This window comes from Bradyrhizobium sp. NAS96.2 (assembly GCF_001908235.1).
Lineage (GTDB): Bacteria > Pseudomonadota > Alphaproteobacteria > Rhizobiales > Xanthobacteraceae > Bradyrhizobium.
Genome location: NZ_LGHK01000104.1, coordinates 1 through 18,515, shown reverse-complemented (window position 1 = coordinate 18,515; position 18,515 = coordinate 1). Strand labels below are relative to the sequence as shown.

The 18,515-nt window shown below is 65.1% G+C and carries 17 protein-coding genes and 2 pseudogenes; 14 read left to right on the top strand and 5 right to left on the bottom strand.

From position 1 onward, the window contains the following. From AC628_RS22965 to hemC, 9 genes and pseudogenes are all read left to right on the top strand, one after another. Nucleotides 1–205: pseudogene (locus tag AC628_RS22965) on the top strand (ABC transporter substrate-binding protein); the annotation flags it as partial. Between the two features lie 1,206 nt (nucleotides 206–1,411). Next, entirely contained in the window at nucleotides 1,412–2,164 is a 753-nt protein-coding gene (cnbZ, locus tag AC628_RS22960) for a 2-amino-5-chloromuconate deaminase CnbZ (RefSeq protein WP_074128996.1), read from the top strand. A gap of 124 nt (nucleotides 2,165–2,288) precedes the next feature. Then, nucleotides 2,289–3,881, top strand: a complete 1,593-nt coding sequence (locus AC628_RS22955) for an NAD(P)/FAD-dependent oxidoreductase (RefSeq protein WP_074128995.1) — start codon at nucleotides 2,289–2,291, stop codon at nucleotides 3,879–3,881. After that, nucleotides 3,881–4,288 (top strand): c-type cytochrome, encoded by a 408-nt coding sequence (locus tag AC628_RS22950; RefSeq protein ID WP_074128994.1) that lies wholly within the window; start codon nucleotides 3,881–3,883, stop codon nucleotides 4,286–4,288. Before AC628_RS22955 ends, AC628_RS22950 begins: the two co-directional genes overlap by 1 nt. Nucleotides 4,289–4,313: 25 nt before the next feature. Further along, complete coding sequence (locus AC628_RS22945; protein ID WP_074128993.1) at nucleotides 4,314–4,802, top strand: Rid family hydrolase; 489 nt, start codon at nucleotides 4,314–4,316, stop codon at nucleotides 4,800–4,802. A 142-nt stretch (nucleotides 4,803–4,944) separates the two neighbouring features. Then, nucleotides 4,945–6,363, top strand: coding sequence for a M20/M25/M40 family metallo-hydrolase (locus tag AC628_RS22940; protein WP_074128999.1), 1,419 nt, complete (start codon nucleotides 4,945–4,947; stop codon nucleotides 6,361–6,363). Next, the gene (locus AC628_RS22935; RefSeq protein ID WP_074128992.1) at nucleotides 6,363–7,181 is read left to right on the top strand and encodes an aspartate dehydrogenase; all 819 of its coding nucleotides are present in this window, start codon (nucleotides 6,363–6,365) and stop codon (nucleotides 7,179–7,181) included. Before AC628_RS22940 ends, AC628_RS22935 begins: the two co-directional genes overlap by 1 nt. Beyond that, nucleotides 7,181–7,801, top strand: coding sequence for a bifunctional nicotinamidase/pyrazinamidase (gene pncA / locus AC628_RS22930; RefSeq protein ID WP_074128991.1), 621 nt, complete (start codon nucleotides 7,181–7,183; stop codon nucleotides 7,799–7,801). The genes AC628_RS22935 and pncA overlap by 1 nt, the downstream gene beginning before the upstream one ends. Nucleotides 7,802–7,903: 102 nt before the next feature. Next, the gene (hemC, locus tag AC628_RS22925; RefSeq protein ID WP_074128990.1) at nucleotides 7,904–8,875 is read left to right on the top strand and encodes a hydroxymethylbilane synthase; all 972 of its coding nucleotides are present in this window, start codon (nucleotides 7,904–7,906) and stop codon (nucleotides 8,873–8,875) included. Between the two features lie 22 nt (nucleotides 8,876–8,897). On the opposite strand, the gene AC628_RS22920 is transcribed toward hemC, so the two are convergent. Together AC628_RS22920 and AC628_RS22915 are read right to left on the bottom strand one after the other, a co-directional pair. Then, nucleotides 8,898–9,686 (bottom strand): crotonase/enoyl-CoA hydratase family protein, encoded by a 789-nt coding sequence (locus AC628_RS22920; protein WP_074128989.1) that lies wholly within the window; start codon nucleotides 9,684–9,686, stop codon nucleotides 8,898–8,900. A 28-nt stretch (nucleotides 9,687–9,714) separates the two neighbouring features. Beyond that, complete coding sequence (locus AC628_RS22915; protein WP_074128988.1) at nucleotides 9,715–10,845, bottom strand: aromatic ring-hydroxylating oxygenase subunit alpha; 1,131 nt, start codon at nucleotides 10,843–10,845, stop codon at nucleotides 9,715–9,717. 170 nt (nucleotides 10,846–11,015) lie between these two features. Between AC628_RS22915 and AC628_RS22910 the strand changes: the two genes are divergently transcribed. After that, nucleotides 11,016–11,966: a LysR substrate-binding domain-containing protein gene (locus AC628_RS22910; protein ID WP_245321278.1), complete on the top strand. Its 951-nt coding sequence runs from the start codon at nucleotides 11,016–11,018 to the stop codon at nucleotides 11,964–11,966. On the opposite strand, the gene AC628_RS22905 is transcribed toward AC628_RS22910, so the two are convergent. The 3 genes and pseudogenes from AC628_RS22905 to AC628_RS22895 all read right to left on the bottom strand — a co-directional run bounded on the left by AC628_RS22905 (nucleotide 11,963) and on the right by AC628_RS22895 (nucleotide 14,498). Beyond that, nucleotides 11,963–12,655 (bottom strand): DUF1045 domain-containing protein, encoded by a 693-nt coding sequence (locus AC628_RS22905; RefSeq protein ID WP_074128987.1) that lies wholly within the window; start codon nucleotides 12,653–12,655, stop codon nucleotides 11,963–11,965. The genes AC628_RS22910 and AC628_RS22905 overlap by 4 nt on opposite strands. A 9-nt stretch (nucleotides 12,656–12,664) precedes the next feature. Next, nucleotides 12,665–13,836: pseudogene (locus tag AC628_RS22900) on the bottom strand (alpha-D-ribose 1-methylphosphonate 5-triphosphate diphosphatase). Beyond that, nucleotides 13,833–14,498 (bottom strand): LbetaH domain-containing protein, encoded by a 666-nt coding sequence (locus AC628_RS22895; protein ID WP_074128986.1) that lies wholly within the window; start codon nucleotides 14,496–14,498, stop codon nucleotides 13,833–13,835. The pseudogene AC628_RS22900 and the gene AC628_RS22895 overlap by 4 nt, the downstream one beginning before the upstream one ends. Before the next feature lie 201 nt (nucleotides 14,499–14,699). Between AC628_RS22895 and phnC the strand changes: the two genes are divergently transcribed. From phnC to phnE (AC628_RS22875), 4 genes are all read left to right on the top strand, one after another. Further along, nucleotides 14,700–15,515 (top strand): phosphonate ABC transporter ATP-binding protein, encoded by an 816-nt coding sequence (gene phnC, locus AC628_RS22890; RefSeq protein WP_074128997.1) that lies wholly within the window; start codon nucleotides 14,700–14,702, stop codon nucleotides 15,513–15,515. Nucleotides 15,516–15,591: 76 nt separating this feature from the next. Then, the gene (gene phnD, locus AC628_RS22885) at nucleotides 15,592–16,521 is read left to right on the top strand and encodes a phosphonate ABC transporter substrate-binding protein (RefSeq protein ID WP_074128985.1); all 930 of its coding nucleotides are present in this window, start codon (nucleotides 15,592–15,594) and stop codon (nucleotides 16,519–16,521) included. A gap of 81 nt (nucleotides 16,522–16,602) precedes the next feature. Next, nucleotides 16,603–17,487: a phosphonate ABC transporter, permease protein PhnE gene (gene phnE, locus AC628_RS22880; RefSeq protein WP_074128984.1), complete on the top strand. Its 885-nt coding sequence runs from the start codon at nucleotides 16,603–16,605 to the stop codon at nucleotides 17,485–17,487. Beyond that, entirely contained in the window at nucleotides 17,484–18,332 is an 849-nt protein-coding gene (phnE, locus tag AC628_RS22875; protein ID WP_074128983.1) for a phosphonate ABC transporter, permease protein PhnE, read from the top strand. The genes phnE (AC628_RS22880) and phnE (AC628_RS22875) overlap by 4 nt, the downstream gene beginning before the upstream one ends. Nucleotides 18,333–18,515 lie beyond the last annotated feature (183 nt).

Sequence of the window (18,515 nt, the reverse complement as noted above, 5' to 3'; positions counted from 1 at the left end):
CCCGGTCAATGATTTCTTTGCCCAGAACGGCGTGGTGCGCGAGGACGGCCGCATGGTGCACGACATGTATCTGATGCGGATCAAGAAGCCGGAAGAGTCCAAGAGCAAATGGGATCTCTACGAGTATCTCGCGACTGTGCCGGGTGACCAGGCCTTCCGTCCGCTCGCAGAAGGTGGCTGTCCCTACGTCGCCAAGGCGCATTGAGGCGATCGCTCTTTCGTCATTCTCTCGTGCATACCCGGGAGCTCGCGAACCGAGAACCCGGAATCCATTGCTCCACAACTCATGCGGTCCGATGGACTCCGGGCTCGACGTTTCGCGTCGCCCCGGAATGACGAAGAGGTGTTGGGTGTGACAAATTAACCCGACGGGCAACTCAGCGGAAATCTGTCAATCACCTTGCGCAAAAATATTTCGCTTTATCAGAAATTCAACTCAGTATATGGTTCGTCCGTCTCACCCGATCGAGGGGCGCTGCGCATCGTCACGGGTGTTGCGGTGAGATGCGGTGGACGCCGATTGCGCAACCGACGAGTGCGCAATGTGGCGGACGGCGAAGTCGTGCAGACCTGACGCCCTAGCGGCAGGTGTCTCCTTGCGAAAGCGCGCAGCTTTTGTGAAGACGGTGACAAGCAAGCCCAGTCTCACCGGGGCGAGCACGTATAAGCCGTAAACCATCGCGCAGGGAAAGCCGGGATGTTCCCGGTTACACCTGTGGTCCGACCTCCGGTGCTTTTTTGTTGCACCGGACCCATGGGTGCGATCGGCACCCGGCTTTCCCTGCGCCCTCTGTTCTCAGAGCGGCGAAACGAGACGCAAAGCTCGGGCAAATCTTGTCGCGAGAATGCGGAAGCGTGGCTCACTGACCGTGCCACACACTCACTGTCGTCCCGGCGAAGGCCGGGACCCATAACCCCAAATGCAAATTGTACGTGACGCTGGAACGACGAGTCCCACCTACAACGCCTGCTGCGGCGTATGGGTCCCGGCTCCCGTGCGCAATTGCGCACTAGGCCGGGACGACGTGGGAGGGAGTCTTGTCCCGATCCACACCTGTCATCGCGCGGCTCGACCGGGCGATCCAGTACGCCGCGGCCCATCGGTTCGATAACGACTGCCTCTGGAATACTGGATCACCCGCTTTCGCGGGGGATGACACCGCGTTGTTTGGCACCTTGAATCGAGAGCTATCCGCATCGTCGTCCTGGCGAAAGCCAGGACCCATTACCCCGAATCTCGATTGTTGTGCGATGCTGGGTCCACGGTCCCGTTCATCACCGAATGCGGTGGTTATGGGTCCTGGCTTTCGCCAGGACGACGGCTGTGATGAAATCGAGTCGTCCCTGCGTACCCTCCATCGCGCGACGTCGTCGTGACAGCCGCATCACATTGTTCACATCACGAGGCACCATGACCAGCACCATCGAGGCTCCCGACGGCGGCTACCGCTTCATGCCCGGCGTCAGTCAATATTCCTGCGGCATAAGTGCGCTGCCCGGTTATGCCATCGAGCGCGTCAGCTTCGCCGAACCGGTGCCGCTGAGTGCGGGTTTCGAATGGATAGCGCAAATCCTCAAATCCGCCGGCCGTCCGCTGACGGCGTTCGGCGCCTGCGAACTGCGCTCGCCGGCGCCGTTCACCGAGGACGGGTTCAAGGCCTTCAACGAGATCTATATCAAGACGTTAATCGCCTGGGGCGTGATGCGCGACGGCATCAATCCGGTGGCGCGCAGCAATGTCTGTCCGAAGCTCGACCCGCCAGGCGAGCCGAGCTTCCATGCCTTCTGCTACACGGTGCCGGCTGCGAAGGATGCGCCTCGCAGCTTCGTCGTTGCCGGCAGCGGCGAGTCGGTCGAGGGCAAGGCCAATTATCGCGATCATACCGTTGCGCCCGGCGATACCAGTGCCGCCGGCATCCTGGCGAAGGCAAAATTCGTGGCTGACGAGATGGAACGCCGCATGAGCGCGTTCGGCAGCACCTGGAAGGACACCACCGCGGTGCAGCTCTATACCGTCCACGACGCCTATCCGGTGCTCGAAAGCGAGCTCGGCCGCCGCGGCGTGCTGCGTAACGGGCTGACCTGGCATTTCGATCGGCCGCCGGTGGTCGGGCTCGACTTTGAAATGGACTGCCGGCGGGTGCATCGCGAGCGCGTGGTGTGATGTATCGGTTGCGTGACGCATCAAAAGCGCGTGTGGCTGCATGTGGAAGCGTGTGCGCTTTCTTGACACGGGTCGCGTCAACCGTTTCCCTTCGACATCGACGTCAGTGGCTGGGTGAACGCGGGTGCAGAACGAATCTGTGATCAGGCGGCGGGATTTGCTGGCGCTGATCGGGACTATCGCCGGCAGTTCGGCGATGTATCACGCGATGACGAGCCTCGGCTTCGCATCCGAGTCCGCCTACAAGGGGCCGCTCAAGCTCACGGGCGACGTGAAGGGCGCTTCGGTGCTGATTCTCGGCGCCGGGCTCGCCGGCATGACAGCGGCGCTGGAACTGCGCAAGGCCGGCTACAAGGTCCAGATCCTCGAATTCAACAATCGCGCCGGCGGCCGTAACTGGTCGATCCGCGGCGGCGACAGCTTTACCGAGCTCGGCGGCTTCAAGCAGACCTGCCAGTTCGAGCAGGGGCTCTATCTCAATCCCGGCCCGTGGCGGATTCCCTATCATCATCGCGCGCTGCTCGATTACTGCCGGCGGCTCAACGTGACGCTGGAACCCTTCATCCAGCTCAACCACAACGCCTATCTGCACGCGACGCGTGCATTCGACGGCAAGCCGCAACGCTTTCGCAGCATCAAGGCGGATTTCCAGGGCGGGGTGGCTGAGCTGCTGGCGAAAGTCAGCCAGCAGGGCAGGCTCGACGAGTTCGTCAGCAAGGAAGATCAGGAGATCCTGCTGCAGGCACTGCGCGACTGGGGCGCGCTGGATCGCGACTACAAGTACAATGCCAACCTACGCTCTGCCGACGTCCGCGGATATGCGCGCGATCCCGGCGGCGGCTTGATGGGCGATCCGTTGCCCAGCGATCCGATCTCGCTCCAGGAGCTGCTGCGCTCGCGGATGTGGCGCTACGTCCAAAGCTTTGCGCACTACGATTTCCAGCCCTCCATGTTCCAGCCGGTCGGCGGCATGGACATGATCGGCAAGGCGTTCGCGCGCGAGGTCGGCGATCTCATCCGCTATAACGCCAAGGTCACGCAGATCCAGCAGAACGGCTCGGGCGTCACCGTGAGCTATGTCGACACCGCCAGTCCCTCCGCGGTGCAGCAGGCGACCGCCGACTGGTGCATCTGCACCATCCCGCTGCCGATCCTGAGCCAGCTGCCTCTGGATGTCAGCGGGCCGATGAAGAATGCGATCGATTCCTTGCCCTACGCCGCCTCGGTGAAGGTCGGGCTGCAGTTCAAGCGGCGGTTCTGGGAGGAGGATGAGGCAATCTACGGCGGCATCAGCTACACGGACCTGCCGATCCGGAATATCGGCTATCCGAACTATGGCTTCAACCGCGGCGGCCGCGGCGTGCTGCTCGGCGCCTATCTGTATGAGGGCGCCAATTCGTTCGAGTTCACGGCGATGACGCCGGCCGAGCGGGTCGCCAGTGCGGTCGAATTCGGCGCCAAGATCCATCCGCAGTACAAAAGCGAGTTCGAGAACGGCGTCGCGGTGGCGTGGCATCGAGTGCCGTTCACGCTCGGCTGCGCTGGGGAATGGACCGAAGCCGGGCGGGCGCAGCATTATCGCAATCTCTGCCAGATCGACGGCCGCATCGCGCTGGCGGGCGAGCACGCTTCGCAGCTGCCGGCCTGGCAGGAGGGGGCGATCCTATCCGCGCTCGACGCCATTACCCGAATGCACGAACGCGTGGTGAAGACGTGATGAAGCAGACAGGAACATCTGTTGTCGCGGCACTGCTGCTGCTGTCGGCGACCGCGGCGCCTGGTCAGGACAGCGGGGTGGGCAAGCGCACCTTCTCTTCGGGCTACCGTTTCGTGGAGATGACCGGCGAAGAGCTGTTCGGCAATGTCTGCCAGGGCTGCCACATGCCGGATGCGACAGGCGCGAGCGGCGCCGGCACCTATCCCTCGCTCGCCGGCAACAAGAATCTCGAATCCGGCAGCTATCCGATCTATCTCGTCATCAACGGCCGCCGCGGCATGCCGGCGTTCGGCGACATGATGACCGATGGTCAGGTGGCTGCCGTTGTGAATTATCTGCGGACGCACTTTGGCAACAACTATCAGGACGCGGTGACGACCAAGGACGTTCAGGACGCCCGCCGCTGACCACGCAACTCACGGAGAGAGTTTGATGAAATTCATCGGTATTGTGTTGGGCGTCGCGCTGTCGGCGATGGCGACCACGGCCTCCGCTGACGTGGTCAGGCATCCGATTCCCAACTCGACATTCCCGATCGCGCAGGCCGTGACCGTCACCGGCAACACCACGACGGTCTATGTCAGCGGCCAGGTGCCGCCGGTCGTCAACAAGGATGCCGATCCGTCGAGCCCGCAGGCCTATGGCGACACCAAGACCCAGACCGTCGGCGTGCTCAACCGCATCAAGGCCATTCTGGAAGGCCAGGGGCTTGGCATGGGCGACGTCGTCAAAATGCAGGTGTTCCTGGTCCACAACGCGTCCGCGCCGATGGACTTCAAGGCCTTCATGGAGGGCTACACCCAGTTCTTCGGCGGCAGCCAGCCGAACCTGCCGGCGCGCTCGGTGGTCGGCGTCGCCGCACTCGCAAATCCCGGCTTCCTGGTCGAGATCGAGGTGATCGCGGCCAAGGAAGCCAAATAAGACACGAAATAAGGACTCCAAATAGCGTGCGCGAAAGTGCGGAGCATGCGCGCGGAAATTGAAGGGCTCGCAGTCTTGCCAAAGCGCGTGTCGCCTGTCTGAATTCATCTCCAATCAGGTGGTGGAATTCTGGGAGAGCATGATGTCGCACAAGGCCCGAAACATGGTTCGATCGCTGCAGCTCGCGGCAACGTTCGCTCCGGTGCTGCTCGCGTCCGGCGCCGGCGCGGAGGGACTGACCGAGCAGCAGCAATTTGCCCGCGGCATCTATCAGGAGCTGGTCGAGATCAACACGACCACCGCGACCGGCGATACCCAGAAGGCGGCGGAGGCGATGGGCGCGCGGCTGCGTGCGGCCGGCTTCCCCGAGGCCGACGTGCAGGTGTTCTCGCCCGCGCCGCACAAGGGCAATCTGGTGGCGCGGCTGCACGGCTCCGGCGCGCGCAAGCCGATCCTCCTGGTCGCCCATATCGACGTCGTGCCTGCGCTGCGCGAGGACTGGTCGGTCGATCCGTTCAAGCTCACCGAGCAGGACGGCTATTTCTACGGCCGCGGCTCGAGCGACGACAAATACATGGCCTCCGCCTTCATCACCAACCTGATCCGCTACAAGAAGGAGGGCTACAAGCCCGACCGCGACATCATCGTCGCCCTCGAGACCGACGAGGAGATCCTCGATGCCAACGCTCTCGGCATGCAGTGGCTGATCAAGAACCACCGCGACCTGATCGACGCCGAGTTCGCGCTCAACGAAGGCGGCGGCGTCGGCCTCAAGAATGGCAAGGCAATCCGCAACAGCGTGCAGACCAGCGAGAAGGTCTCGATCGGCTATCAGCTCACGGTGAAGGACAGCGGCGGGCACTCGTCGCTGCCGCGCAAGGACAACGCGATCTACCGCCTCGCCGAGGGCCTGGTGCGGCTCTCCAAATACGACTTCCCGATGAATCTCAACGAGACGACGCGAATCTATTTCACGAAGACCGCCGAGGTCGACAAGTCGCATGCCGACGATATCAAGGCAATCCTGGCGCCGCAGCCCGACCCGGCAGCGCTGGCGCGATTGTCGGAGAATCCCGGCTACAACGCGCAGCTCCGCACCACCTGCGTCGCGACCATGCTGGAGGGCGGCCATGCCATCAACGCACTGCCGCAGCTGGCAACCGCCAAGGTGAACTGCCGGATCCTGCCCGGCGAGCCGGTCGAAGGTGTTCAGGCGACGATCGAGCGCGTGCTCGCCGACAAGCAGATTGCGGTGACGCCGACCGGCAAGGCCGTGCTGAGCCCGCCGTCGCCCTTGAACGAGGAGATCATGGGATCGATCGAGAAGCTGTCGAAGGAGTTCTGGCCGGATGCCGCGATCGTTCCTGTGATGAGCACCGGCGCCACCGACGGCAGCTACCTGCGCAATGCGGGAATTCCGACCTATGGTCATTCCGGGCTCGGCTCCGATGTCGACGACAACCGGAACCATGGCAAGGACGAGCGCGTGCTCGTCAAGTCGTTCTACGAAGGCGAGGAATATCTCTATCGCCTGGTCAAGATGCTCGCCGGCGGGAAATGATGGCTGACAGCAAGACAAAGTTGCGGGTGGCGGTCGCCGGTCTCGGCGCGATCGGCACTGATGTCGTCAAGGCGCTCGATCAGGGCATCGAGGGCCTGACGCTGGTTGCCGTCTCGGCGAACAATCCGGACAAGCACCGCAGCTGGGTCGCGGAGCTCAAATCTACGCCGAAGCTGGTGCCGATCGAGCAGCTTGCCGACGTCGCCGACATCGTGGTCGAGTGCGCGCCGAGCAGGGTGGTGCGCTCGATCGTGGCGCCGGTGGTCGAGCGCGGCAAGACCGCCGTGGTGCTCAGCGTCGGCGCGCTGTTGCAGAACGAGGACCTCGTCGATCTCGCCAGGGCCCATGGCGGCCAGATCATCGTGCCGACCGGCGCGCTGATCGGGCTCGATGCCGTGACCGCGGCGGCGATCGGGACCATTCACTCGGCGAAGCTGGTGACACGGAAGCCGGTTGAGGGTCTCGTCGGCGCGCCGCATCTGGTCGAGAACAACATTCGGATCGAGGGGATCACCGAGCCGCTGCGCATCTTCGACGGGACTGCGCGCGAGGCCGCCAAGGGCTTTCCGGCCAATCTCAACGTCGCGGTGGCGCTGTCGCTCGCCGGTATCGGCCCCGATCGCACGAGGGTCGAGATCTGGGCGGATCCGACGGTGACGCGCAACACCCACCGCATCGAGGTCGATTCCGATTCCGCGCGGTTCTCGATGATGATCGAGAATATCCCCTCGGAAAACCCCAAGACCGGCCGCATTACCGCGTTGTCGGTGATTGCCTGCCTGCGCAAACTGCGCGCATCGTTGCGGATAGGCACCTGATGAAGATTGCGCCCGACGATCTGTTCCTGATCATCGACGTACAGAGCGATTTCTGCCCCGGCGGCGCGCTGGCGGTTGCCGACGGCGATGCCGTCGTGCCCGTGGTCAACCAGTTCGCCGGCCGCTTCGACCATGTCGTGCTGACCCAGGACTGGCATCCGGCGGGCCACAGCTCGTTTGCGACCTCGCATCCCGGTGCAGCACCATTCTCCTCGATCACCATGCCCTATGGGCCGCAAACGCTGTGGCCGGATCATTGCATCCAGGGCACCGTGGGAGCGGCGTTTCATCCCGGTCTCGCCACCGACCGGGCCGAACTCGTGATCCGCAAGGGATTTCGGGCCGCGATTGATTCCTATTCGGCATTCTTCGAGAACGACCGGACGACGCCCACCGGGCTCGCCGGCTATCTGCGCGAGCGCGGCCTCAAGCGCGTCGTGATGGCCGGGCTCGCGACGGATTTCTGCGTGCAATATTCGGCGCTCGATGCGCGCCGGCTGGGGTTCGAGACCACGGTCGTGCTGCCGGGCTGCCGTGCCATCGACCTCGGCGGTTCGCTTGCGGCCGCCATCGCGACGATGCGCGACGCCGGCGTGGCGCTGGTCGAGGAGGTTGCCTGAGTCTGGTTCGGCAGGGGCAAAAACCATTGTTTTGACTGGTTTTTTGTTCTAATCCCCAGCCGTTGATGATCACGCAGCGGAGCTTTCGTGTCGGGACAGGTTTTGCGGATAGGGACGCGCAAGAGCGCGATGGCGCTCGCGCAGACGGACGAGGTCGCGCGGCTGCTGCGCGCCTCGGCGGGCGACCTTGCCGTCGAGATCGTCAAGTTCGAGACCCGCGGCGACCAGGACCAGACCAGCAAGCTATTGCGCCACGGCGGCAAGGGCGGCGCCTTCGTCGCCGAGATCCGCGAAGCCATGCGTGCCGGCACGTTGCAGGCCGCGATGCATTCGCTGAAGGACGTGCCGGGCAATGAGGAGACGCCGGGTCTCGTCCTTGCGGCGATGCTGGCGCGCGATGCCGCCAATGACAGCCTCGTGCTGCGTCCCGGGCTGTCGCTGGAGACGCTCCGCGCCGCACGCGGCAAGGGCTTCATGATCGGCACCAACGCGGTGCGCCGCGCCGCCTATCTGCGCCGGCTGTTTCCTGAGGCGACCGTGATCCATTATCGCGGCGCCGCTGACACGCGAGTTGCAAAACTCGATCGCGGCGACAAGCAGCGGCTGCCCGAGGGTGGCGAGGTGGGGCCGGCGGATGCGCTTGTCATGGCGCGCTCCGGCCTCGAGCGCATCGGCATGACCGCGCGCATCGCCCATGATTTCTCCGTCAACGAAATGCTGCCGGCGGTGGGCCAGGGCATCGTCGCGGTCGAATGCGTCGAGACCGATTGGGCGACGCGTGCGCGGCTTGCCGCGATCGACAACGCGCAGTCGCGGCTGGCCGCCGCGGCCGAACGCGAGGTGCTGTGGGTGCTTAACGGCCATTGCAACTCGCCGATCGCCGGCCACGCCACGCTCGCGGGAGCCGAGATGACGCTGCGCGCCTCGGTGCTCGACGAGGCCGGCGCCGGCTTCATCGAGGTGACGCGGAGCGGGCCCGCCGACCGGCCGCGTGAGCTCGGCCGCGCCGTTGGCATGGAGCTGCTCGCGAAGGGCGCCGCCGAGATCATCGCCCGCACCCGGGTGGACGAGTAGCGTCGCGGTCGCGATCGATTTCTCAGGTGATGTCTGCGAAATCGCCGTGCCTGCCCTTGCCGCTTGCGAAGCGCCGCGCACCGGCCTCGGTCTCGCCGGTCGCGACCGTCGCCAACCCGAGGCGAAACTCGTTCAGCGCGGCCTGTTCCCAGCCGAGCTCCCATTGCTCGATGGCCGACAGCCGATCGCTGCGCAGCGCCGCCTGCGGCAGACGGCACAGATCATGGGCGAGGCTGCGCGCCTCAGTGAGTGCCGTGCCGGGTGCGACCACGCGGTTGGCGAGCCCGATCCGTCCGGCCTCCTCGCCGGAGACGCCGCGCCCGGTGAGGATCATGTCCATCGCGCGGCTGTGCCCGATCAGCCGCGGCAGGCGCACGGTGCCGAGATCCATCAACGGCACGCCGAAGCGCCGGCAATAGACGCCGAAGGTGGCATCGGTTGCTGCGACCCGCAGATCGCACCAGATCGCAAGCTCGAGCCCGCCCGCTACCGCCGGTCCCTCGATTGCGGCGATCACCGGCTTCGACAGCTTCATTCGCGTCGGGCCCATCGGGCCGTCGCCGTTCTCGACGCGGTGGCCGCGATGGCCGGCGGCGGTGCGCTTGAGGTCGAAGCCGGCGCAGAACGCGCCGCCCGCGCCGGTCAGGATCGCGACCGACAGCGACGGGTCGCTATCGAAGGTGCGAAACGCCTGGGCGAGTCCTTGCGCGGTCTCCGGATTGACCGCGTTGCGCGCCTCATCATAGCGATCGATCGTCACGATCGCGATCGCCTGCTCGGTTCGGTATTTGACGGTCGGGTGGTCCAGCATAGTCAGTCCTCGGCAGCGTTGCAGCGGATCAGCGTGCGCTGGTGCGGCTGTCGATGACCGCGGCCAGGTTCCGGTGAAAATGCCTGATCGCGCCTTCGAACAGGCCGAAGGTGAAGTGATCGTTCGCCCGCGTTGCGAGCCCGCGCTGCGCGGCGCAGGCCATCTCGCGATCCTCGGCCGCGCCCGCGGTGACGAAGTCGCGTCCCTGGGCGACCGCGGCGCGGCCGTCCTCCGCGGCGATCTGGTTCGACAGCGTGTAGGTGACGAGCCCGGTGCGGTCCACGGCGAGCGGCTCGAGCACCGTCATCAGCCGGTTGGTCGGGAAGGTCGACAGCATCACGTTCGGGAACAGGTGATAGACATGCGTCAGCATGCCGGCCGTCCTGCGCTCCTGTGGCGGCACGCTGCGCAGTTTCTCGATGCGCCGATAGGGGAAACTGATCCGGCTGTTGCGGCCGAATGATTCGATCACGTTGAGATTGTCATATTGCAGCGGATAGAACGTATCCTGATGCGTCGACCGGATGTGATAGCCTTCGAGGAAGCCTTCGGCGACGATCTTCCAGTTGGCCTCGACCTCCTGCGAGACGGTCGAGTACAGCGTCCAGTTGTCGCCGAACAAGGCCGGCATGCCGATCGTGTCCGAGGTTGCGGCGGGATCGTCCTGCGATACGAGCACCAGGCCATCGCGTTCGATGCAGGTGATGGGCACGAGGCCATGCGTGGTCTTGTCGAGCCCGGGAAAGCCGTGCTCATCGGGGATGCCGCGCAGCCTGCCGTCGAGGCCGTAGGTCCAGCCGTGGTAGCGGCAGGTCAGCGCCTTGCGGCAGCCCGCGCCGTCGACCAGCTGTACGCCGCGATGCCGGCACGCATTGCGGAAGGCGCGCGCGACGCCGTCCGCGCCGCGGATCGCGACAACAGGCGTCAGCGCCGCGTTGCGCGCGACATAGGCGCCGGTCTCTGCGAGCGCGGCGGATGGGCAGAACGGCGTTAGCGTGCGGCGGAACACGTATTCGATCTCAGCTGCGAAGCGATCCTGCGACTGATAGTGGACGACGGGCTCGTGCCAGACGCCGTCGCTGAGATCGGTGGATTTGGCGTCGATATGCCTGAGGATGCGGTCGACGATGGAGGCTTCGTCCGCGAGCTGTGCCGTCATCGCCGTTCTCCCCTCTGTTGGCCGGGCTTGCCGCCGGTCTGGTTCGCGGGACAGGATTTCGCAATACCGCGCACGCGACAAGCGAAACCAGCGAGGTTCGGATGAATGACATTCATCCGAACCTGATTTTCCACGCGACATCGACGGGTGCCGACCGTTAGGATCGGCCCATGAGCAAGAGCAACGCAAGGTCGGCGCGCCGGTCACTGTCGCAGGGGAGGGACGATCTCGCCGCAGCGAGCCTCAGGCCGGCGCATCTGCTGGCATTGCAGGCATTCGATGTCGCGGTCAGGCTCGGCAGCTTCAAGGAGGCCGCGGGCGTGTTGAATGTCAGCGCCTCGGCAGTCAGCCACCGCATCCGCAATCTCGAAGTCCATCTCGGCGTCGCGCTGTTTCGCCGCGCCCATCGCGTGGTTCGGCCGACCCATGCCGGCGAGAAGCTGGCCGCCGCGACCGGCCGCGCCTTTGCATTATTGGCGCAGGCGGAGTCAGCGGTCGAGGCGGCCGGGCAACGCCGGCTGCGGCTCAAGGTGCTGCCGCAGTTCGCCTCGGCCTGGCTGATCCCGCGGCTGTCCGCGTTCCTCACCCGGCATTCCGAGCTCGATCTCGCGATCGAGACCTCGAACCGCAATGTCGATTTCGACACCGAGACATTCGATGCCGGCATCAGCTTCGGGCCCGACAAGCCCGAAGGCGTCGTCGCGCATCGCCTGATGGAGGTGAGGACCGTTCCGGTCGGTGCGCCAGCACTGGCGCGGCGGTTGAAGCTGCGTGCGGCGGCAGACCTCGGCCGCGCCGTGCTGATCCATGTCACGACGTTCCCGGCAGCCTGGCCGCTCTGGTTCAAGCACGCTGGCGAGCCGGCGCCGCCCGCAACGCGCGCGATCTCGGTCGACAGCTTTGTCGCCGCGCTGCAGGCTGCCGAACGCGGCGCGGGTGTTGCGCTCGCGCTCGAACCCTTCATCGCCGAAAGCGAGCGGCGCGGCACGATCCGCCGGCTCCTGCCGGTCGGCCACGTCACCGGCAGCTACTGGCTGGTGCATCCGCCTGGCGCGCAGCGCAGTCGTGCGCTGCAGACATTCAAGAAGTGGCTGCTGGCCGAGCTCGCGAGGCCAAGCTAGCTCGCGCGCAGCGGCCAGCTCCCGATGATGCGGAAGCGAGATGCGGGATCCGCCTGCTTGAACAGCGCGATGCGGTCGACTGCGAGTCTCGTGAGATCGATCGCCGCGAACCGCTCGCGCAGCTGTGCCACGATCGGGCCGCGCCGCTCGTCGCTCAGCCGGCCGGTGAGCGTCATGTGGAAGCGGAATTCTTCCATGACGTAGGGATAGCCCCAGCGGTCGAGATAGTCGCGCTGCCGCTCCGTGAGACGTTCGGGTTTGCGCCGTGCGCGATCTTCAGGCGTCAGCGGTGCACGGAAGCTGTCGAATTCGGTGACGCAATCGGCGGCAAGCTGCTGGAGTTCGTCGGAGCGCTTCGCCGGAACCACGGCGATGAAGCCGCTGATCGCATCGACCACCGGCTCGATCACGGGAATGCGCCGGGCCTTGCCGGCGAAGGCAGCGCAGGCAGCGAGAAGCTCGGCCTCGTTCCTGCCGTCGGCGAGCGCGGTTGGGGCCTTCAACGTGGCGTGGAAGCCATACTTGCGGGGGTCTTCCGTCACTTCGCGCCAGTCGGGCGTGACGTCATCGGGAAACGGCAGGTCGTCGCCATCAACCGCATCGTAGCCGAGCAGCGTTGAGCCGAAGCGGTGCAAGGCGCTGTCGGGTGACGGTGCGTAGTAGATCGCGTAGCGTGAAGTGTTGACCATGGGGCTGAGCTACGCCGCCGCAACCGTCTTGCGCGGTGCGAGCGAATGGACGAGGCAGCTCGCATCGGCCAGATGCACCAGACGTCCGGCCGCCATAACCGCAACGATGCGCGGCCGCAAAGGCACCTTATCGTCGACGACGACGATGTCGGCACGGCGGCCGGCGGCGAGCACGCCGCGATCGGAGAGCCCGGCCGCGCGCGCCGGCGCCGACGAGATCAGGTCCCATGCCTTGGTGAGCGGCAGGATGCCGTCGGCGGCGAGGCGGAACGCTGCGAGCAGCTGCGCCGGATAATAGTAGTCTGAGGCTAGCACCGAGCAGAGACCCTGCGCGATCATGTCGGATGCCTTGGTCCAGCCGGTGTGGCTGCCCCCGCGCACCACGTTGGGCGCGCCGAACACGATGAAGTCACCCGCGGCCGCCGCATCCCGCGCGGTCTCTACATTGACCGGGAATTCGGCGATCGTGGCGCCCAGTGCGCGGAACTCCTGGCGCATTGCCGGGCTGTTGTCGTCATGCGAGAGCATGCGGATATCAGCCGCGCGTGCGGCCGCGGCCAGCCGCGCGATCGAGGCGGCACCTCGGGACGGCGCGCTACGATCCGATCGAGCATGTCGTTGACGGCCTCGAGCGAGAGCCCGGTGCGTTCGGCCAGCTGGTTGCGCTTCTTCGGCTTGACGTTGCTGTGGTCGTTGAATGCGAACAGGTCGATGCGGCCTTCGGTGAGCCACTGAATGATCTCGGCTTCGGCCTCGAGATTATGGGTCTCGTGGCGCAGGTGGAAGCGCGTGTCGGCGGCGAGTTGCGGCCGCAGCGCCTCGATCGCATCGAGCAGCTTGCGCGCATTTTCCGCGCTGCGCAGGCCGGGCTCCCACGACCACGTCGTGCCGTGGAAGACTGTCGTGATGCCGTTGGCGATCGCCTGCCGGTCGCTGTCGATTAGCGCCACGTCGGTCGGAAAGTCGACGCCGGGGCGCGGCATCATCTGCCGCTCAAACGCATCGCCGTGCAGATCGATGATGCCGGGCAGCACCAGGAGGCCGGTCGCATCGATGTGGAGCGTGGCGCGGCCTTGCTCGGCATCCAGCGCGCCGATGTCGCGGCCTGAGGTCCGCAGCGAGGTCTCGACCAAGGCACCGTCAACCAGCGTGCGTCCGCCCTCGATGAAAATGTCCGTCACGATGCGGCGCTCCGTTGCTTGTCCTGTGATTGGGATACGGCCTCGGCCTCATACTTGTCGAGGAATTCCTCGACCGCGAGCTTGCGAAAGTCGGGCAGGACACGACGAAGTGCCTCGTGATCCCAGTCCCACCACGCGAGTGCGGCGAGGCGATCAGCTGTTGTCTCGGAGAAGCGCCGCTTCACCGGGCGCGCCGGATTACCGGCAACGATGGTATAAGCGGGTACATCCTTGGTCACGATCGCGCCGGCGGCGACGACTGCGCCGGTTCCGATGTTCCGTCCAGCGAGCACGATCGCGCCGTGACCGATCCAGACGTCATGGCCGATATGCACGTGATGCGCACGTCGCCAGTTGAAGAACTCGGTGTCGTCGCTCTCTCCGGGAAAATAGGCGCTGGCGCGGTAGGTGAAATGCGCCTGCGTCGCGCGATGCATCGGGTGGTTGCCGGGATTGATCCGCGTCATCGCCGCGATCGAGCAGAACTTGCCGATCGAGGTGTAGGTGATCTGGCTGTCGTTCACGACGTAGGAGTAGTCGTCCATGCTGACTTCAAGCAGGATCGTACGCGCGCCGACCTCGGTATATTTGCCGAGCTTGCTCTCGCGCACCGACGCAGTCGGGTCGACAGTCGGCACAACCGAGAGTGTTTTTCCGGCCATCAGGGCCTCCGCAAATCTTTAGCTTCCGGGGGATGCGCGCTCGTCTTCGGGATGCTTGATGACAACATCATGACGTTGCGATGACGGCAAGAGACGACGAGGACGGGGGTGTGGACGATCGCCGCACCGCAGCGCGGTCGTCACATAACTGTAAAACGCCGGGGATAGCGATGGCCCAACGCGACGCGGTTGGAGCATTACATGCTGGTGGTGGAAGGTTTGACGTGCCGGTTCGGCACAAAAGCCGCAGTCGACAACGCATCGTTTTCGATCGCGCCGGGTAGCTTTGTCGGCGTGATCGGCCGCTCCGGCGCCGGCAAGTCGACCTTGCTGCGGATGATCAACCGCCTCGCCGATCCGACCTCCGGCCGTATCCTGTTCGAAGGCACCGACGTGACCGCGCTGCGCGGCAAGGCGCTGCGGCAGTGGCGGGCGCGTTCGGCGATGATCTTCCAGCAATTCAATCTGGTCGGCCGTCTCGACGTCTTGACCAACGTGCTGATGGGCCGGCTCGCCCAGATCCCGTCCTGGCGCTCGCTGGCGCAGGTCTGGCCGGAGCAGGACAGGGCGCTCGCGCTGTCGGCGCTCGAGCAATTCGATATCGCCCAGCTCGCGGCGCAGCGCGCCGACCAGCTCTCCGGCGGCCAGCAGCAGCGCGTCGCGATCGCCCGCGCGCTGGTGCAGGAGCCCGACATCATTCTCGCCGACGAGCCGATCGCCTCGCTCGATCCCCGCAACACCAAGATCGTGATGGATGCGCTGCTGCGCATCAATAAGCATTTCGGCATCACGGTGCTCTGCAATTTGCACTCGCTCGACCTCGCACGGACCTATTGCGACCGCCTGGTCGGGATGGCGGCAGGTCGCGTGGTGTTCGATGGCGCCCCCGCGGCGCTCACCGACCATATCGCCCGCGAGCTCTATGATCTCGAGGCCAATGACGTCATCGGCGCGGCGCCGCTGCCTGCGCCCGAAGGCGCAACTGCTCCGGCGCTCGGCACCGCTGCGGCGGCCTGAGCGTCGCATTACCGAAAATCTGGGTAACCGGGCATTTCGCCCGGCCAACAGGCGTAGCTACCAAAGAGGGGTAACCATGATCACTCGTCGCATCATTCTGGCCGGCGCCGCCGCGCTGGCATTCGCTGGGTCGGCTTCGGCCGAGGACTGGAAGGCCAAGTACCCGGAGATCACCTTCGCGGTGATCCCCGCCGAGAACGGCTCCGGCGTCACCGAGCGCTACGGTCCGCTCACCGAGTATCTGTCGAAGGAACTCGGCATCAAGGTGAACCTGCGCGTCGCCAACGACTACGCGGCCGTCATCGAAGGCCAGCGCGCCGGCAACATCCACATCGGCTATTACGGTCCGGCGTCGTTCGCCCGCGCCCGCCTCACCGGCGTCAAGACCGACGCGTTCGTGATCGACGTCAACGCCGACGGCTCGAAGGGCTACTACTCGGTGTTCTACGTGCTCGCCAAGAGCCCGTACCAGAAGGTCGAGGACCTCAAGGGCAAGAACATCGGCCTGGTCGATCCCAACTCGACCTCCGGCAACAACATGCCGCGCTTCAAGCTGAATGCGATGGGGATCGATCCGGAGACCTATTTCTCCAAGGTGGTCTTCACCGGCAGCCACGAGAACGCCGTGCTGGCGCTGGCGCAGGGCACCGTCGACGTCGCCGCCAACTGGTGGAATGCCGACGACGATTCCAACCTGACCCGCATGCTCGCCAAGAACATGGTGAAGTCGAGCGATGGCACGCCGCTGAAGAAGGAAGACTTCCGCATCATCGTGAAGTCCGACCTGATCATCAACTCGCCCTACGCCTATCTCGAAAGCCTTCCCGAAGACATGAAGGCGACGATCAAGCAGGCCTTCCTCGACATGCCGAAGAAGGATCCGGAAGCCTTCAAGAAGCTGTCCGACGGCAAGAATCAGCCGTGGCAGCCGGTCACCAACGCCGACTACGACAAGACCATCGAGCTGATCAAGTTCGTCGACGCCCTGCGCAAGAAGGCGTCCTGATCGCACGTCGCAGCTGACTTGGGCCGGGTTGAAGAGATCCGGCCCTTTTCATTCATTCCTCGAGCAGACTGGCCCGCATCGATGGCGACCGCCATTTCCATCCTTCCAGCGCAGCAACTGGCGACGCTGAACGATGCCTATCGCAAGGCGGTCGCGCGCAAGCGGCTCAAGGCGACGGTCGCGGCCGCGGTGTTCTGTGCGGCGCTGTTCATCGCAGCGCTCGGCGCCGATGTGAACCTGCACACGTTCTTCACCTATTTCGGCAACTTCCTCAGCTATTTCGATCGCATCCTGACGCTGGATTCCGGTGCGCGGGTCTGGACTGATCCGGTGGAATGGTTCTGGGGCCTGAAGAAATGGCTCCGCCTGCTCGGCGAGACCCTGCTGATCAGCTATGTCGGCACCCTCACCGGTGCGGTATTCGCGTTTGCGCTGAATTTCTTCGCCGCCCAGAACACCGCGCCGGGTCCGTGGGTGCGCTTCATCGTCCGCCGCCTGCTGGAATTCGCCCGCACGGTGCCCGGCATCGTGTTCGCGCTGATCTTCGTGATCGCGTTCGGCCTCGGTCCGATGGCCGGCGTGCTGGCGATCGCGATCCACACCACCGGGGCGCTCGGCAAGCTGTTCGCCGAGATCGTCGAGAATGCCGATATGAAGCCGGTCGAGGGCATCCGCTCCACCGGCGCGAGCTGGCTGTCCTGCATGCGCTTTGCCATCCTGCCGCAGGTCTCGGCGGGCTACGCCAGCTACGCGCTGCTGCGCTTCGAGATCAACGTCCGCGAGGCGTCGGTGATGGGCTTCGTCGGCGCCGGCGGCATCGGGCAGGAGCTCGTGGTCGCGATCCGCAAGTTCTACTATTCCGACGTCAGCGCCATCCTCGTCACCATCATCGTCACCGTCTTCATCATCGACATCTCGACCGGCTGGCTGCGCGGCCGGCTGTTCGGCAAGGAGACCCGCCGATGAGCCAGATGCCGCGACCGGACACTACGGAGCTGCGGGCCAAGTACCCCGGCGTGTTCGAACGTCCCGCGTCGGCACGGCTGGCGATGCCGGCCATGATCGTGGGGGCGCTCGCGATCTTCATCTACGGCCTGGTCGATCTCGACTTCTCGCCGACCAAGCTGATCACGGGGATGAGCCAGCTCGGCTGGATCACCATGATGATGATCCCGCCGAACCCCGGCTCGTCGTTCCCGCTCTACATGCAGGCGCTCGGAGAGACGCTGTCGATCGCGCTGCTCGGCACCACGCTCGCGGCGCTGCTGGCGCTGCCGGTCAGCCTGCTGGCGGCGCGCAACATCATTGCCTCGAACCTGATCCGCTTTCCGGTGCGCCGCTTCCTGGATTCGATCCGCGGCGTCGATACGCTGATCTGGGCGCTGGTCTGGATCAACGTCGTCGGCCTCGGTCCGTTCGCCGGCGTGCTGGCGATCATGGTCTCCGACTTCGGCGCGTTCGGAAAACTGTTCTCGGAGGCGATCGAGGCCGCGGACCGCAAGCAGGTCGAGGGCATCCGCGCTTCCGGCGGCAATGCGCTGCATGAAATCCGCTTCGGCCTGCTGCCGCAGGTGCTGCCCGTGATCGCCGGGCAGGTGCTCTATTTCATCGAGTCGAACACCCGTTCGGCCACCATCATCGGCATCGTCGGCGCCGGCGGCATCGGCCTGCAACTCGCCGAGCAGATCCGCGTGCTGGAATGGCAGAAGGTGTCGTTCCTGATCCTGATGATCCTGATCGCGGTCGCCGCCATAGACTTCATCTCGAGCAAGCTGCGCTTTGCCATCATCGGCCAGCGCGCCGTGGTCTAGAGCAAAATCTGACCGAATTGAATCGAGGGGGATTCCCATCGATTGCAAAATCTGATTCACCCTGTGTGCTGGGCCGGAGGTCAGCATGCATGGCGAAGCCTTTGTCTGAAGATTTGCGGCTCAGGCTTATCCGGGCCGTTGAAGGCGGCATGTCGCGGCGTGCGGCGGCGGAGCGGTTCGGGG

What these genes read in the sequence shown, in the direction of transcription:
- AC628_RS22910 (WP_245321278.1), top strand. Translation starts at nt 11,016, where the DNA reads ATGAGCAAGAGCAACGCAAGGTCGGCGCGCCGGTCACTGTCGCAGGGG.
- AC628_RS22920 (WP_074128989.1), bottom strand. Translation starts at nt 9,686, where the DNA reads ATGCTGGACCACCCGACCGTCAAATACCGAACCGAGCAGGCGATCGCG.
- AC628_RS22940 (WP_074128999.1), top strand. Translation starts at nt 4,945, where the DNA reads ATGTCGCACAAGGCCCGAAACATGGTTCGATCGCTGCAGCTCGCGGCA.
- phnC (WP_074128997.1), top strand. Translation starts at nt 14,700, where the DNA reads ATGCTGGTGGTGGAAGGTTTGACGTGCCGGTTCGGCACAAAAGCCGCA.
- pncA (WP_074128991.1), top strand. Translation starts at nt 7,181, where the DNA reads ATGAAGATTGCGCCCGACGATCTGTTCCTGATCATCGACGTACAGAGC.
- AC628_RS22905 (WP_074128987.1), bottom strand. Translation starts at nt 12,655, where the DNA reads ATGGTCAACACTTCACGCTACGCGATCTACTACGCACCGTCACCCGAC.
- AC628_RS22935 (WP_074128992.1), top strand. Translation starts at nt 6,363, where the DNA reads ATGGCTGACAGCAAGACAAAGTTGCGGGTGGCGGTCGCCGGTCTCGGC.
- cnbZ (WP_074128996.1), top strand. Translation starts at nt 1,412, where the DNA reads ATGACCAGCACCATCGAGGCTCCCGACGGCGGCTACCGCTTCATGCCC.
- AC628_RS22950 (WP_074128994.1), top strand. Translation starts at nt 3,881, where the DNA reads ATGAAGCAGACAGGAACATCTGTTGTCGCGGCACTGCTGCTGCTGTCG.
- phnD (WP_074128985.1), top strand. Translation starts at nt 15,592, where the DNA reads ATGATCACTCGTCGCATCATTCTGGCCGGCGCCGCCGCGCTGGCATTC.
- phnE (WP_074128983.1), top strand. Translation starts at nt 17,484, where the DNA reads ATGAGCCAGATGCCGCGACCGGACACTACGGAGCTGCGGGCCAAGTAC.
- phnE (WP_074128984.1), top strand. Translation starts at nt 16,603, where the DNA reads ATGGCGACCGCCATTTCCATCCTTCCAGCGCAGCAACTGGCGACGCTG.
- AC628_RS22945 (WP_074128993.1), top strand. Translation starts at nt 4,314, where the DNA reads ATGAAATTCATCGGTATTGTGTTGGGCGTCGCGCTGTCGGCGATGGCG.
- AC628_RS22915 (WP_074128988.1), bottom strand. Translation starts at nt 10,845, where the DNA reads ATGACGGCACAGCTCGCGGACGAAGCCTCCATCGTCGACCGCATCCTC.
- AC628_RS22895 (WP_074128986.1), bottom strand. Translation starts at nt 14,498, where the DNA reads ATGGCCGGAAAAACACTCTCGGTTGTGCCGACTGTCGACCCGACTGCG.